Origin of the sequence: Vibrio sp. M60_M70 (assembly GCF_037162085.1) — a bacterium.
GTDB classification, from domain to species: domain Bacteria; phylum Pseudomonadota; class Gammaproteobacteria; order Enterobacterales; family Vibrionaceae; genus Vibrio; species Vibrio diabolicus.
This window is the reverse complement of sequence record NZ_JARLUL010000001.1, coordinates 1,349,446-1,363,845: the sequence shown is the minus strand read 5'-3', so window position 1 is coordinate 1,363,845 and position 14,400 is coordinate 1,349,446. Positions and strand designations below refer to the sequence as shown.

Sequence of the window (14,400 nt, the reverse complement as noted above, 5' to 3'; positions counted from 1 at the left end):
GGGTGGTTTTTATCAGAATTTAATAACCGGTGAGCTGCATAAAGCCCCAAGCCTCGTTGGAGCCAGAAGCTAAGGTAGGACCTTCCCAATACGGTATAACAAAAGGAAGCCACATATCTGATTTGATAATACGAGTGGTCAAGTTAATTTGATGCTTTGGAATATCAATAATCCACTGCAAAGGCAGCCTTCTTCCATTTGATAAACTGGTCACTTGCATTGGTTTAATACTGATATCATCATCTGAGAGATTGATGACTTTACCTGAGCGTGTGGACAAGGTGCCAAACACGTGCGGTGTTTGTCCATGGTGGCGATAGCGGCTGACAGTCAGTGCTCGACCATCATCTAAATTGAATACAAACCAATCCCAACCCTGTTGCCCTTCACCAATTAAGCCACTGCCCCACTCTTTCTGAGCCCAAGCAGAGCCAGCAACAGAGAAGCGTTTGCCATTAATGTTCAAACTCCCTTTCACCTTTAAAAATGGCGCACTAAAACTGAAAGAGGCAACAGATTGCAACGCGTGTTTAACCTGAAAACCTTTGTCTCCATTCACTACAAAGGGGCCATTTGTCATAGTATTGAGATCTAAACCAAACGTATCGGTAGTCACATTCAAGTTACCAGGGAAAGGCGTTGCACCAAGTGAACGCCACGTCCAATTATCAATCCATAACCTGAAAGGACGATTAGTCATGCCAGCTTGGCCTATCCCGCCTCTCGCTACACGTTGCTCTTTCCAGACGTGCGAACCATGGCTAACGACAACATGTGAAATGTACAGTTGAGGGTTTTGCCATCCGCTGGTTTCTCGCTCGTCTGTCGCGACCCTGAAGTAACTCCATTGAACATTGTATATTTTCCCTTGTTCATCTTTCAGTTTCGCAAAGTAGTGCCACCATTCATGTTGGTACTCAGGATGAAAACGAAAGTCTGACGGTAAAGAGACATGCTCGTCAGGTAATACAGGTTCGAAAATCGTTTGATTTTCACGCGTTAGAATAGAATTAAGCTCGCTTTCTTGTGTCGCTGTCGCTTCCAACCAAAAAGTTGAGTAAAAAGCAGCCCCAGTCAAAAAGGCAAACGTAATAACAATGATCGTTGAAACTAACAAGCGTTTTTTAGAGCCCACTTTTTTCATTACAACGCGTCCCTTAATGACTTCATTGGCGTACTCTTAATCATTCTAATAACTGGCAATGCGCCAGCAATCATGATGGCAAGCATCGCCCAAGCAATAGTTTGAGCGTATTCCCAAGGGATCGTTTGAAGCTCCAGAGACCAGCCGAATGATTGCTTAATGATAATATCAACGATCAAGTGTGCAAGTGCCAGGCCCAGTGGCACCGCAATAATCGCGGAAATGGCCCCGAAGACAAACAACTGTAAACCACCCAATGCGACAAGTTCCTTTCCGGATACACCCATACATCTCAGCAAAGAGAAGTGCCGCTGCCGCGACAACTCGCCCGCCAATGTCGCGAAGAATAAACCAAACACAGCAATAATCAGTGTGATGTTGCCCAAGGTTCCTGCAATAGCGAAGGTATGATCAAATACCCTCATTGCCTGACTATAAATATTACCATTATCAAACACACGGTCTTGCGGGAGGCGGAATACATTTTCTAAGCGATTTTTCAGCCCCTCCCCATTAACGCTATCTTTTAACACTACACCAAGGCCAACATTGCCCGTCCCTGCAAATGCATACAGCCAATTCCGGTGCGACATCATCACCTGGTTATACGGGTTTCCATAATCGTAATAAACACCAACGACTTGCCAGTCTCCACCCAGTGGTTCCTGCAAGTTAATGAAGTCTCCTGGGCGAATATCCAACTTCAAGGCCATCGATTCACTCACCATCAAGCTCTTGGTCGCGTGCAGTTGATACCAGTAATTCGGGACACCTAGCTTTACCGTCAGTGCATCTAGCTCACCTTCAGAAGAGCCTGTACTCACCACTTGCAAGGCACCATGTTCGGTTGGCATATCTTTTTCCCAACGCCACCAAACCGAGTTGACTTCTGGTTGGTTTTGCAGCCACGCACTCATCCGAGCTGCTGAGTTATTTGTCGGGTAGATATAAATATCCGCTGCTAATCGCTGGCTCAGCCATTTATCGGTTGTATCCCTAAAACTGCCTACCATCGTTTCTACGCCGATATTTGCCGCCAGTGCCAACATAAACGCCATTGTTGCCACACCGCGATAACTCATGCTCGCAGCCGCATCGGCAAAAAACCAACGAACACGTACCCAACGCATGGTGTAAGAAAAGCTCTGGAACATATGCCACATAATAAATGGCATGAACAAGGCCACACTAACCAACATCAGCGCAATAATGGCAAAGCCAGTTTCTTGTGTTTTCGGTGCTTGATACACTGCGATTGCCGCGACACAAAACGCACACGCAGCAAGAGCCTGCCAAGAGAACTCACGCCCTGCAAATCGCATTAATGACAGTCGAGAAGATAGACGAATTGGCTGTGACTTCAACAAACGAATCAATGGCCACAAACACGATATTAATGCGCCCATCGCTGCCATGATCAGACTATATAAGCTGGACTGCCAAGACCATCCTATTGTTAAGCCTACGTTGGCATCGTACAAATCGCTCAGGCTCGATGAGACTGCAGGGATCAGTTCATTTGCCAAGATCAAACCAAAAAAGTTACCACACGCCCACGCAATAAAGACGAGCAACGACAACTCTAACAACAATGCTTGAGCCAACTGCGTTCCGTTGACCCCCGTCTGTCTCAAAATACCCACCAAACGTTGTCGCTGAATAAATGACAAAGACATCGCTTGATAAAAAATAAACAACCCGACCAAAAATGACAGCATCCCCATCGCGGTGAGGTTCATGTGGAATGCATTAGTTAACGACTCAAGCTCCGTGCGCGTATTCCTAACGAGCGTCATGCCATTAGGTAGCATATTTTTCAGTGCTATTAGCTTTTCCTCTGGCATTTCACCACAAGAAATCGCAGACAAACCTGAGCTCCGCTTGAGCATACGCAGTAATGAGATGTCGGTAACCAGCCGAGTCCCAGAGAGCATTTTGTTTTTATCGACTTGAATCGGTCCGAGACGACTTCCGTCATTCATCTCAATAAAGTCCCCATCCTGCCAACTCATGTAAGCGGCCAAATCTTGACTGACTAGAATGGGATAAGGAGGTTTCATTAATGATAGAACGGGCATCTCACCCAAAGATTTGCCTTGCTGCAATGGAATCATCGCGACAGGATCAATCCCCACCAACATCAAGCTCATATCGGTTTTAGCATCTAGATGCAGCACGTCAAACGGCGCACATTGGTTAAACCCAGCTCGACGCAACTGGATATAGAAACCTTGAGGGATTTTATTGGCAGAGTGTTTAGTTCGGATTCGGTATGGCAAAGGATTGGAGAAAAGCTTTTCTCCTGTCGCATAACTTTGTTTTGCATGCTGATTGATAGAAGTAACACCAACAAGAAGGGACACGCCTAAGGTTAACCCTAGCCAGACAAGAATAATTTGTAGTGGGTAACGACGGTAATGGCCGAGTAGTGCCTTAACTACGGGCCATAACATGTAGTTGCCCTCCTTGAAGTCGAATCTTACCTTCCATATGGGCCGCCACTTTTTCACTGTGCGTCACTAACAGCAAAGTACACTCCAGTTGGCGAGCGAGACTCGTCAATAAGCGCATTACCGCTTCTGCGTTTCGCTCGTCTAGGCTACCAGTAGGCTCATCAGCGAGTAGGATTTTAGGTTCCATATAGAGTGCGCGAGCAATAGCAGCACGTTGTTGCTGACCACCAGATGCTTCTTCCGGGTAACGGCCTAGCAGAGGCATTAAATCCAGAGCAGAAAGAATTTGACGCCACAACTCTTTATCTTCTGGCAAACCTTTTAACTGACGACAAAAACGAATATTGTCGGCAATATTGAGCGTAGGAAGCAGGTTGAACTGTTGGAAGATATTACCAATATTGTTGCGGCGATAAAGGGTTCTCAAATGCTCTGGCGCATCATGCATGGCAAAATTTGGAAACTGAACTTCACCAGAGTCTGCAGTATCCAGTCCGGCAATTAAGTTCAGCAAAGTACTTTTACCCGAACCACTTTCTCCCATCAGAGCGACTTGGTCACCTTGCTGTAATGTTAATTCTGCCCCTTGTAATACAGGGTGAAATTCTCCCCCGTCTACATAGCCTTTACATAGGTCTGACAGTTTTAACATTGATTATGCCGCTCGGATGGTATTTAAAAATTGGGATCAGAATCTACACTAAAATCCTGTTAGTAGAAAGTATTTTGAATGCTTGATCACACTATGAGAGTACAAATGCAACTCGATTCACTTTCTGTTCCTAATTTTGTTGACGTATTGAGCAGATTTTTGCAGCTGCAGAAAGCTCTGTTTACCTCTATTGACCGATAAGGTTTTTCATCCATTTTCGGCTCACCATTCTTGGCAGACAAATCGTCCACTTCACAACTTCCTCGGTCAAAAAGAGTAAGTAAACCCACTGTGGGTCCCAACCGAGCTGAATCGCTGCAAATGCCGCGAGTGGAATCCCGATCACCCACTGCGCAAGAATGTCTTGATACAAACAAAACTTAACGTCACCACCTGCACGTAATACCCCAACAATGACCATCATCGGCACCGAGCGTAGTACGACACCTAAAGCAAGAATCACCATAAACTGTTCAGCTAACTGGCGAGTATCCGCTGTCAGTGCACTAAACGCATTAAGGATCCATTGATTGGACACTATCAATACAACAGCGACCACAAATGCGATAAACACATTCAAAATGACCGTAGCCCAAGCTTGGTAATACACAGGTTCAAAGTTTTTCGCGCCGAGTTGGTTACCCACTAAAACCGCAGCTGCATTCGATAGGCCAATCATCATAGCGAGAGCGATTGACTCAACGGGCGTCATCACCGACAACGCTGCCAAACCTTGCACACCCGCTTGCCCCATGATGGCATGGTAAGCGAACAATCCACCAGCCCATGCCAAAAAGTTAAATGTGGTCGGTAAGGAAAGGCTCAAGAAACGCGTTATTTTGTCTAAAACCAAACCTGCGCGTATATCATCCCAACCAAATGCAATTATGTGTTTCTTCAGCCATAAATAGCCAAATAGACAACCGACTTCGATAGCGCCACTGATAACCGTTGCAATGGCTGCCCCTGTAATCCCTAAAGCAGGAAAACCTAAGTGACCAAAAATTAACACCCAGTTGAGGAAAACATTAGACAGAATGCCTATGCCACTAAAAAATGTGCTCAGCCCCGGTTGGTGCATCGCTCTCAAGCCCACCGACATACTAGCGACACACGCAACAGCAAACATGCTAACGGATGAAATAATTAGATAGCTGGCTCCTAACTCAATCACTTCTTGTGAGTCTGTAGTCAGTTTCATAACTGGCTGTGGGAAAATAACAAACAAAGCAACGGCAATGGCGGCAAACACCATGGCTATCATCCATGTTAAAGCGGTACTGCGACGTACCCCGACTTTATCGCCTGCCCCCCAATATTGTGCGGTCAGTAATGCACCACCCGTCGTCACCCCAACTAACATGATGGTAGTAACAAACGTCGCGCGCGCCGCTACCCCAACAGCGGCTATTTCAGCTTCACCAAGTTGGCCGAGCATAAGCACATCAACGAGGCTTCGGCTAGAAAACATCATGCTTTGCAGTGTAATTGGTAGCGCGATCGCGAATAAGCGACGTAAGAATGCTTTATCTGCATGTATTGAGAGTTGAGAGAGAAAAGTCACAAGCGCTCCAACGACAACTTATTGATAGAATGGGGAAAGTGTCTCATGATTATACTCTGTGGTGTTTATTCCACCAACGATTAAAAGGACAGATAATGAAAAAAGTGTTGGTGCTAGGCGCCTCGGGTTACATTGGTTCTCAACTTCTTCCGTTACTTTTAGACAAAGGTTACGCCGTCACGGCTGCGGCGCGACATATCGATTATTTGGAGTCAAGGACTCGGCCCCATCCTAATTTAACGTTGCGGTATCTGGACCTAGCTGACGCAGAAGCCACGCTCGCTGTGGTGAACGATTTTGACTTGGTATTTTTCCTAGTGCACGGAATGGCACAAGGCGATGACTTTGTTGAGTACGAGCTAAACCTTGCTTTGAACTTTAAATACGCATTGGAGCAAAGCCGTGTCAAACATGTCATTTATTTAAGTGCCATCCAACCGCAAACCGGAAACTCGCGTCATTTAGCCGCTCGTAAAGCCACTGGAAAGATCATTCGACAATCCGGTGTTCCAGTAACTGAATTGCGTGCTGGCGTCATCATTGGCCCCGGCTCCGCGGCTTTCGAGATCATGCGAGATTTTGTCTACAACTTACCTATTTTGATCGCGCCTAAATGGGTCGACTCAAAAGCCAACCCTATTGCCCTACCCAACCTCAATCACTATTTATTGCAGCTGGCCGAAGCATCACCCCCAGAAGAAAACCAAATTTATGAAGTTGGTGGGCCAAATACACTCAGCTACCGTGAGCAGTTTAAAGTCATTTGCCGAATCACCAACAAGCCTTATCGGCTGTGGTCGACACCGTTGCTTACCCCAAAAATGGCATCGTACTGGCTCGGCTTGGTCACCTCTGTACCTGCAAACATCGGCAAAGCATTACTCGCGGGGTTAGAGCATGACTACATTGCCGATTCCAAAGCGATTGAAGCACGATTTCCGCAAACGCTGATCAACTACGAGCAAGCGGTATCCGATACCATTCAAGATGAAGGCACGTTTGTGCGCAGTAATGTTTGGGGCTTTGAGCCAGCGGCACTTCGTCGATGGCAACCGGGGTATGGCTACTACCCAAAACAAGCCGGTGCGAGCATAAAAACTCAAGCCTCCGCTGCGGCATTATGGAAAGTGGCTCAAAAAATCGGGAGTCGCGAAAAAGGCTATTACTTTGCCAACATTTTGTGGCGCACACGTGAATGGCTCGACATCTTTTTTGGTGGCGGGAAACCGATTCGCGTTTCTCCTCCGGGGCCGGAGCTCAAAGTCGGCGATTTTATTGACTCTTGGAAAGTGATTCGCTGCGAAGAAAATCAGTTCCTCTCACTGTTTTTTGGGATGAAAGGCCCAGGGCTTGGACGTTTAGAAATTACCATCAAAGACCATGGTGATGAACGAGAACTGGATATCACCGCTTGGTGGCACCCACAGGGGTTTCTCGGGCTGCTTTACTGGTTTGCCATGATGCCAGCCCATCTATTCATATTCAAAGGCATGGTCAAAGCCATCGCGAAAGAAGCCGAAAGTATCAGTATTACTCCTCAGGTGGGACAGTCTCTGGAGAATCTAGAGAAATAGGTAGGTGATGAGCAATCCCCGCATGGCAATCAATGCACGATTGCTCTCGACTTTCCATCATTTGATGTCGACGCGCAACGGTTCGTCCTTGCGCTTCGAAATCCATCTTGTCAACGGAATGGCAATATCGACACTGTTTTGATTTATTCTCGATAAACTGCTTTGTAACTTCAGCTGCTAATCTCGGACGATGTTCTGCCTCGAAATTCTCAAGTGTAATATCACCAGTCAGTTTGTGATAGATATCTGCTGTAGCGCCGATTTTCAATGCTATTTTGGCAAAAAACTCCCTAGGGACATGGCAATCACTGCACGTAGCGGCAACCACACCCTGAGCATTTTTGAAGTGTGGGGATGCTTGATACTCCTCAACTATCGCATCCATCCCAATGTGGCAGCTATAACAAAACTCGTTGCGATTGGTGTAATCCATACCAAAGTGAAAAACACTAACTGCCAACCCACCAAGGATAAACGCCAACAAGCCACCAATTGGTATGCCGAGCATCCACTTCCTGTTTGGTTTACGCCATAAACTCATCGGGGTTCATCCCAAAACAGCGCTAGCGATAACTCGCATAGTATTCAACGAGCGCATTTAAATCATCGGCACTAAGCCCTTTGAATGCTTCGTCCATTTTTTTATCAACGGAGCGTTTGCCTTGCTTAAACTGTTGCAACGTAGTGGCGAGATAGCCCTTCTGCTGACCAGCTAAAATCGAAGCTTCATCCAGAGCGTTACTGCCACCATCCGAATGACAGTTCTCGCAACTTTTCGCGTGGATAGCCTTACCTTTCATCGCTAACGCTTGATCAAAAGACTGCTTAGCTGGCACAAACTCGAGCCCAGCATAATGTTTTGCTAACTCTTCAATCTGCGCCTCAGATAAAGATTTAACTATCGACACCATGTCGCCTTTTTTGCTCGTGTCTCCGTAAGCGTGACTAACAGAATTTGCAGGCCTACCTTCTAGGTAACGTAGCATCTGGTCAAAAAAATTGAATTCGGGAATCCCTGCGATGGTAGGAATATTCGTGTCTGAGCTAACACCGTTTGGCCCATGACAAGCTTCACATTCATGTTGTGAAATTAGCTCACTTGGTGACGCTAAACTGTGGGAGGCCAAAACTGAGCTAATGGCTAACACCGAGGAAAATTTTAGAGATAATTTAATTAGTTGGTGCATATTAGACTGACTCCGTAGTAATTATCTTTGTTAATCAAAACCAGACAGCGAATAAACGATAAGAAAATCATTTTATAAACGCGACTTAAAACCAACGATATCCAAGATAAAAATATTAAGCCGTCAACCATTTAAAGTAGCGTAGTTCAATACCCTTACTTTTTCTGCACCGACCTCTTCAAGAACAACAAACTTCAATACAAACAATTGATTTAAAAGCATAATAATTTAAAATCAAAAATTCACACATAGAAAAAGCGGTTTATTTTTATAATATTTCATATTGCGTCTATACTCTTACAAGCCATGTATTTCGATTTATTCAAGCGATGTAAATATGGATATTTTGCTTTTGGCTTGAATATAAAATTAATATTTCAATCAATTGTTTATTGAGATATTTAACCATTCCAACGCATTCCCACTTACTTTAGGACGAATCGAGAGGGACTATGAACGGTTTAAAGTCGAACGCGACATTAATATTTTTTATTTTACTGCTCACCGGATGTGGTCCAGACAGCAAAAACGATCAGAATACACCGCCACCTGCAGTTGGTGATTTCGAGATCAGTGTTTCCAAGCCATCATTGGTCACTCAAGAAACCGGAGAAACCAAACTGGTGGTCGATTTTACCGTTAAAGACGGCAGTGGCAGACCTCATGAGCTAGACGAAACGAAAGATTTTCGCATCGCACTTCTTAAAGCAATGCCTTCTCGTGTCGATACACAAAACTCGAGCGATCCAGCCTTTGCCTTCAATGGGCGCCATGGCAACACTTATTGGAAGAGTTTCCATCACTCAAGTAATACCGCAAATAACCGTGCCAGCATGGAGAGTGTTTGGGATGGAACACTAGTAAAAACAGACGAGGGGTATCGCTACACGTTTGCCATTCCTGACGTTTTGAAAGTGTACGATCCTTATACTGCCGACTCTTCTAGCAACAATGGTTTTATCGCTTGGGATGCGGATAAACTCCACCGAATCGTCATGGCGTATGGCGAGCAAGGCAACGGTTTTACCTACGTGTTTGAATGGGTGCCGCAAGAAAGTTCAGATGCGGTTGTCTCTCGCAATGTAATAGAAAAAGGCACCTGCGAAAACTGCCATATGGGCGAACCGCTTCATCATGGACCGGGTTATCGCTCAATTGATAACAACATTGCCGTTTGTACCGCTTGCCACAATGACAGTAACCCTAGCGCTGCGCCATCCAGACGCCCTCTCGCTGCCGTTGTTCATCAATACCACGGTAATGTTTTCAAATTAGGTAGCGACAGAAATAACACCGACACTTACAAACAGCCTGTCGACGAGAATGACGTGCTCGTTACCGACATCAATGGTTTAGTCATTGAAGGCACCCCTTTCCCGCAAGATTCCCGCAACTGTACAACCTGCCATTCAACCGATGTCGCGAAAGCATCAGACGCCAACAATTGGTTTGAACACCCGAGCCAAGTTGCCTGTGAGACCTGTCACTTGTACCGAGACAGAGGCGCGCATGATAACCAAGTCGGTACGGCTTGGGTAAGAAACGGCGAGCCACAAAACTCCTGCTCGGGCTGTCACCGACCTTATGACCGAGATGACAATGGCGATCCAATCATCGGCCAAGACGCGAGCCGAAGTGCTAAAACTGTTCACGTAATGCGTTTAGAGAATCTTGCAAAGGCACGTGATTCGCTTGAAATCAACGTTGAAAGCGCGCGATTTATTGATGACCAGTTTGAGGTTGAACTAAGAGTGTCGAAAGCGGGCTCAGGTATTGGCTCCATCAACGAACTGACCCCTTTCATTAATGAACATGGGCACCTCAATTTGTTGCTGAACTGGGATAACGGCCAAGGTCCGATGGTTGCAAACAACAGTCTCAACGTCGCCGATGATGGCGCACTTGGTGACGGCTGTGAGGCTCAAGGTGAAGGCTTATTCTTGTGTCATAAAGACTTCACTGACGCTGCGATTAAACCAATCTCCAACTCTACGTTGACGGTTAACATCGCCGACATGCCACTTTGCGCTAACCGTAGAGATGGCGAGCTCGCCGAATGCGTCACGTTTGAAGGCATCGATCTTATCAAATCACCTTTCGTCATTGCCGCCAATAACGCATCCGGCTCGTTTGATGTGTCTGGTATCAACAAGCAACACAAACTGCCAGTGGGCGCGGACATTTCATCGTGTAACGATTGTCACAAAGAGCTGACTATCCATAAGCTGGGTGAGCATCCACATGCCGCCACCGACTTCCAACAATGTAAAAATTGCCATAACTCTGAACGTTCTGCGTTTTATCCTGGAATGGCGGCTGATCTAAAGTACCACGTGCACTCATTCCACGACTTTGGCTCCGCTCATAGCGGTGAAGCGCCTTTCCCTGGCGCAGCCAACAACTGTGAGGCCTGCCATACCAATGCTCAATACAACTTACCTAGCCAACAAAATACGCGCCCTTCTCTGGCGAGTGGTAGGTACTTTAGTCCTGCATTAGTCGCCTGTGGCGCGTGTCACCTAGAGTCATCTTTAGCTAATGCTGACCCGGATACCGTGGCAGGAGATGCGCCTCTGAACCATATGCTAAATCACGGCGCGGTATTTGGAGCAGACACAGCAGCACAAGCAACGGGCTCCGAACAATGTGCAACTTGCCATGCCATTGGTCAGTCACAAGGGGTAGATAAGGTTCACAAGGTATACGACTACCGTTGAATTCGTCATTGAACACAATGCTTTGACAATTAAGGATAAGAAAAGGAAGAGCTATGAAAGCAATGTTTCTGCGGTGGTTGGTAACTGGGATACTTGGGTTAGGCGTCATCTTCACCGTCAGTTCGGAAGATGTCGCCGAGCCAGAACCCAAAGCGGCGACGTTAACTCAAGAAGAAATTGAAACTATATTGGACACCAAATTTTCTGAGGGGAAATACTCACGCCGTGGAGCAGATGGCTGCCTTCGTTGCCATGACGATACCTCAGACAAACCTGCAACCGGTATTTTCGACAACATCCACGGCAAGTCAGCGAACTTGCATGGGCCAATGAATGATAAACAATGTGAAGCATGCCATGGCCCAGCAAACAATCACGCGCGCAATCCGCGAAAAGGACAAGTTCGTGAGCCGATGATCACCTTTAGGCCAAACTCCCCTGTTCCGGCCGAAAAGCAAAACAGCGTGTGTTTATCTTGCCACCAAGATGCGAAACGCTCGACTTGGCATAGCAGTGAACACGCTTTTGAAGGTCTGTCTTGTGCAAGCTGTCACCAACTGCATCAAAAAAACGATCCGATGATGGTTGCCGAAATGCAAGCAGACAAATGCACCGATTGCCACTCCCGCACCAAATCGGATATCCACAAACGCAGTCGTCATCCTATCATTGACGGCGTCATGACTTGTTCTAGCTGCCACAATCCACATAAGGCATTAAATGAAGCAAGCCTGAACTGGTCAACCGTCAATAACGCTTGTTACGAGTGTCATGCAGAAAAACGCGGCCCATTCTTATGGGAGCATGAGCCTGTAACTGAAGATTGTACATCCTGCCACACACCTCATGGTTCAGTGAACAAAGCCCTGCTCAATAAACGGCTGCCAATGCTATGTCAGGAATGTCACCGTGTGCCACATGCAAACGTAGCCATTCCTGAAAACGACTTGAGAGTGCGCGGCGGAAGTTGTTTGAACTGCCACAATCAAGTGCATGGCTCTAACCACCCACGTGGTCAAACATTAAGTTATTAGGAGGGAGGCATGAAACTATCTCAACTGTGCATCGCTATTTCCCTTGCTTTTGCTGTGCAAGCGCACGCCAACGATTATTCGTTACAACATTCTCAACCAGCCGACACTAGCCGCTGGCAGTGCAGTGAATGCAGCAGCGACGGCACGTGGAGTGGAGAAGTCAGCGCTGGCGTCGGTTACCTTAACAACAATGGTTCCTCGCGATTCTATAATTGGAATCCACCCGTTTACGGTACAAACTCTGACAACAAACACTTTAACGCGAGCCTAAACGCCGATATCGAACAATATGAAGACGATGGGTTCTACAATCGAATCGTCGTCGAAGATCTTGGTTTGCAACGCTTCTTACTGCAGTGGGAAATGGGCCAGTACGACGGATTAAGTGTCCTCGGCAGTTATAGTGAAACGCCGTATTTCTGGAATCAGTCCTCACTCAGTGCGTATCATCCAAGAGAGGATGCACTCGTCAGTGGTGACCTATCGAAATATGAAAACTCAGTGACGCGAGAGACGTTTAAGTTAGAACTCAAGTACACACCACATACGCCATGGAAGCCATATGCATCCATGAAGCACGAACGTAAAGAAGGCACAACTTCGCTTTATTCATCGACCATTCCGGGTTACGCCAACGCGCCGGGATCCATACCCAAAAACGTCGACCATGAAACCTTAAATACTCAAGTAGGAGTAAGCTACATGGAAGATTTGTGGCTGGTGGATATTGCGTATCGCGGCTCGTTTTTTAGAAATGACAAGTCCGCACTTTATTACGGCAGCACTACGAATCCTTACGCTAACCACCTCGCGTATGAGCCTGACAACGACTTTCACCAGCTCGCTGTCACGGGGAGTTATCGGTTGAATCAACAAACGTTCAGTGGCCGCTTACTTTGGTCACAGACGTCTTCTGAAGGCGGGTTAAATCCGTTTCCACAGTCCCCTGTTAACTCCAATACATTCCATGGCGAAACCAACACTTGGCAAATGAGCGCGGATTACCACAACAAACTTTCGCGAGACACTGCTTTCGCCATTTCTGCGGACTATTCAGATAAAGACGATAACTCCGATAGAAACACCATCATCGGATCGACGAGAGAAAAATACGACCACACCAAAACCAAACTGGAAGCAACACTCAAGTATCGTGTTACTTCTGATGTAAAAGTGAATACGGGTTACCATTTTAGACAAGATGAGCGAAGTTATGCTGATAGGAAACGTACCGATGAACAACGCGTTTTTGTTGGGGCCCAGTACCGACCAAATAGACCGTGGCAATTAGGTGGTAAAGTCTCCTACTCTTTTCGCGATGGCTCTGATTGGCAGGACGACAGCAGCGACTCGCCTAATTTGCGCCAATACTATTTAGCCGACAAAGAGAGGATTGAGCTCCGTGGCGACGGCAGCTATGACGTAACAAGCGATGTCCAGTTACTTGCTGAGCTTTGGTACGGAAACGACGACTATGCTAAACCCGATATAGGTTTAAGCGAAGGAGAAGATTACGGCTACGATATCAGCGTCAACTTCAATTTACTCGACGGACTAAACGGGCATGTTTTTTACAATCAACAGATCATCCGCTCCGAGCAACAACAAGCAAACTCTGACGTTGTCGGTTGGAACCGCTACACCACCAAACTCAAAGATGACATCACAACCATTGGCTTTGGTGTGAGTAAAGAGCAGCTACTAGACGACAAACTTTCTATCTCGTTTGATTACAGCTACAGCCAAGCTGATGGAAAATCGTCAACCACATCTGGTGGCTACCAATATCCTGATAACGAGGCGAACTCGTACCGATTTGAAGTCATCGCTGACTATGAAGTATCTGAAAATCAAAACGTGCAGCTTAACCTCCGTTATGAAGACTACTCAGAAGAGGATTACTTGTTTAATAACGAAACCGAAACGATAGGCGACGTTTTGCAAAGCTATGAAGGTTTATATGGCGGCGTCTATTGGAAATATCGCTTTTAAACACAGAGTGACGTAACAAAAAAAGCATCAGACGTTTCAAACGCCTGATGCTTTCGTATTTCAATTCTACTGCTGTGATAAGT

The 14,400-nt window shown here is 46.3% G+C and carries 10 protein-coding genes; 4 read left to right on the top strand and 6 right to left on the bottom strand.

What is annotated here, in order from left to right:
* Positions 1-19: 19 nt before the first annotated feature.
* From P4S59_RS06365 to P4S59_RS06350, 4 genes are all read right to left on the bottom strand, one after another.
* Complete coding sequence (locus P4S59_RS06365) at positions 20-1,144, bottom strand: lipocalin-like domain-containing protein (protein WP_256964806.1); 1,125 nt, start codon at positions 1,142-1,144, stop codon at positions 20-22.
* Positions 1,144-3,597, bottom strand: coding sequence for an ABC transporter permease (locus tag P4S59_RS06360; RefSeq protein WP_005393229.1), 2,454 nt, complete (start codon positions 3,595-3,597; stop codon positions 1,144-1,146). Before P4S59_RS06360 ends, P4S59_RS06365 begins: the two co-directional genes overlap by 1 nt.
* Positions 3,578-4,249 carry an ABC transporter ATP-binding protein gene (locus P4S59_RS06355; protein ID WP_005393230.1) on the bottom strand — a complete coding sequence of 224 codons (672 nt, stop codon included), beginning with the start codon at positions 4,247-4,249 and terminating at the stop codon, positions 3,578-3,580. The genes P4S59_RS06360 and P4S59_RS06355 overlap by 20 nt, the downstream gene beginning before the upstream one ends.
* Before the next feature lie 187 nt (positions 4,250-4,436).
* On the bottom strand, positions 4,437-5,813 hold the full coding sequence (locus P4S59_RS06350; RefSeq protein WP_005393232.1) for an MATE family efflux transporter: 1,377 nt from the start codon (positions 5,811-5,813) through the stop codon (positions 4,437-4,439).
* Positions 5,814-5,908: 95 nt separating this feature from the next.
* Between P4S59_RS06350 and P4S59_RS06345 the strand changes: the two genes are divergently transcribed.
* Positions 5,909-7,387, top strand: coding sequence for a DUF2867 domain-containing protein (locus P4S59_RS06345; RefSeq protein ID WP_337168108.1), 1,479 nt, complete (start codon positions 5,909-5,911; stop codon positions 7,385-7,387).
* Here the strand turns inward: P4S59_RS06345 and P4S59_RS06340 are convergent.
* Positions 7,344-7,928 (bottom strand): NapC/NirT family cytochrome c, encoded by a 585-nt coding sequence (locus P4S59_RS06340; RefSeq protein WP_337168107.1) that lies wholly within the window; start codon positions 7,926-7,928, stop codon positions 7,344-7,346. The genes P4S59_RS06345 and P4S59_RS06340 overlap by 44 nt on opposite strands.
* Positions 7,929-7,950: 22 nt before the next feature.
* Complete coding sequence (locus P4S59_RS06335; protein ID WP_203342300.1) at positions 7,951-8,574, bottom strand: c-type cytochrome; 624 nt, start codon at positions 8,572-8,574, stop codon at positions 7,951-7,953.
* 452 nt (positions 8,575-9,026) lie between these two features.
* Between P4S59_RS06335 and P4S59_RS06330 the strand changes: the two genes are divergently transcribed.
* Genes P4S59_RS06330 through P4S59_RS06320 form a run of 3 tightly spaced genes read left to right on the top strand, consistent with a single transcriptional unit; the run spans position 9,027 to position 14,317 of the window.
* Positions 9,027-11,291 (top strand): OmcA/MtrC family decaheme c-type cytochrome, encoded by a 2,265-nt coding sequence (locus tag P4S59_RS06330; RefSeq protein ID WP_337168106.1) that lies wholly within the window; start codon positions 9,027-9,029, stop codon positions 11,289-11,291.
* 53 nt (positions 11,292-11,344) lie between these two features.
* Positions 11,345-12,325, top strand: coding sequence for a DmsE family decaheme c-type cytochrome (locus tag P4S59_RS06325; RefSeq protein ID WP_139059481.1), 981 nt, complete (start codon positions 11,345-11,347; stop codon positions 12,323-12,325).
* A gap of 9 nt (positions 12,326-12,334) precedes the next feature.
* The gene (locus P4S59_RS06320) at positions 12,335-14,317 is read left to right on the top strand and encodes an MtrB/PioB family decaheme-associated outer membrane protein (RefSeq protein ID WP_337168105.1); all 1,983 of its coding nucleotides are present in this window, start codon (positions 12,335-12,337) and stop codon (positions 14,315-14,317) included.
* The last annotated feature ends 83 nt before the right edge of the window (positions 14,318-14,400 follow it).

Excerpts from the sequence above, each read along its gene's own strand:
- P4S59_RS06365 (WP_256964806.1), bottom strand. The coding sequence starts at position 1,144 with ATGAAAAAAGTGGGCTCTAAAAAACGCTTGTTAGTTTCAACGATCATT.
- P4S59_RS06360 (WP_005393229.1), bottom strand. The coding sequence starts at position 3,597 with ATGTTATGGCCCGTAGTTAAGGCACTACTCGGCCATTACCGTCGTTAC.
- P4S59_RS06355 (WP_005393230.1), bottom strand. The coding sequence starts at position 4,249 with ATGTTAAAACTGTCAGACCTATGTAAAGGCTATGTAGACGGGGGAGAA.
- P4S59_RS06345 (WP_337168108.1), top strand. The coding sequence starts at position 5,909 with ATGAAAAAAGTGTTGGTGCTAGGCGCCTCGGGTTACATTGGTTCTCAA.
- P4S59_RS06340 (WP_337168107.1), bottom strand. The coding sequence starts at position 7,928 with ATGAGTTTATGGCGTAAACCAAACAGGAAGTGGATGCTCGGCATACCA.
- P4S59_RS06335 (WP_203342300.1), bottom strand. The coding sequence starts at position 8,574 with ATGCACCAACTAATTAAATTATCTCTAAAATTTTCCTCGGTGTTAGCC.
- P4S59_RS06330 (WP_337168106.1), top strand. The coding sequence starts at position 9,027 with ATGAACGGTTTAAAGTCGAACGCGACATTAATATTTTTTATTTTACTG.
- P4S59_RS06325 (WP_139059481.1), top strand. The coding sequence starts at position 11,345 with ATGAAAGCAATGTTTCTGCGGTGGTTGGTAACTGGGATACTTGGGTTA.
- P4S59_RS06320 (WP_337168105.1), top strand. The coding sequence starts at position 12,335 with ATGAAACTATCTCAACTGTGCATCGCTATTTCCCTTGCTTTTGCTGTG.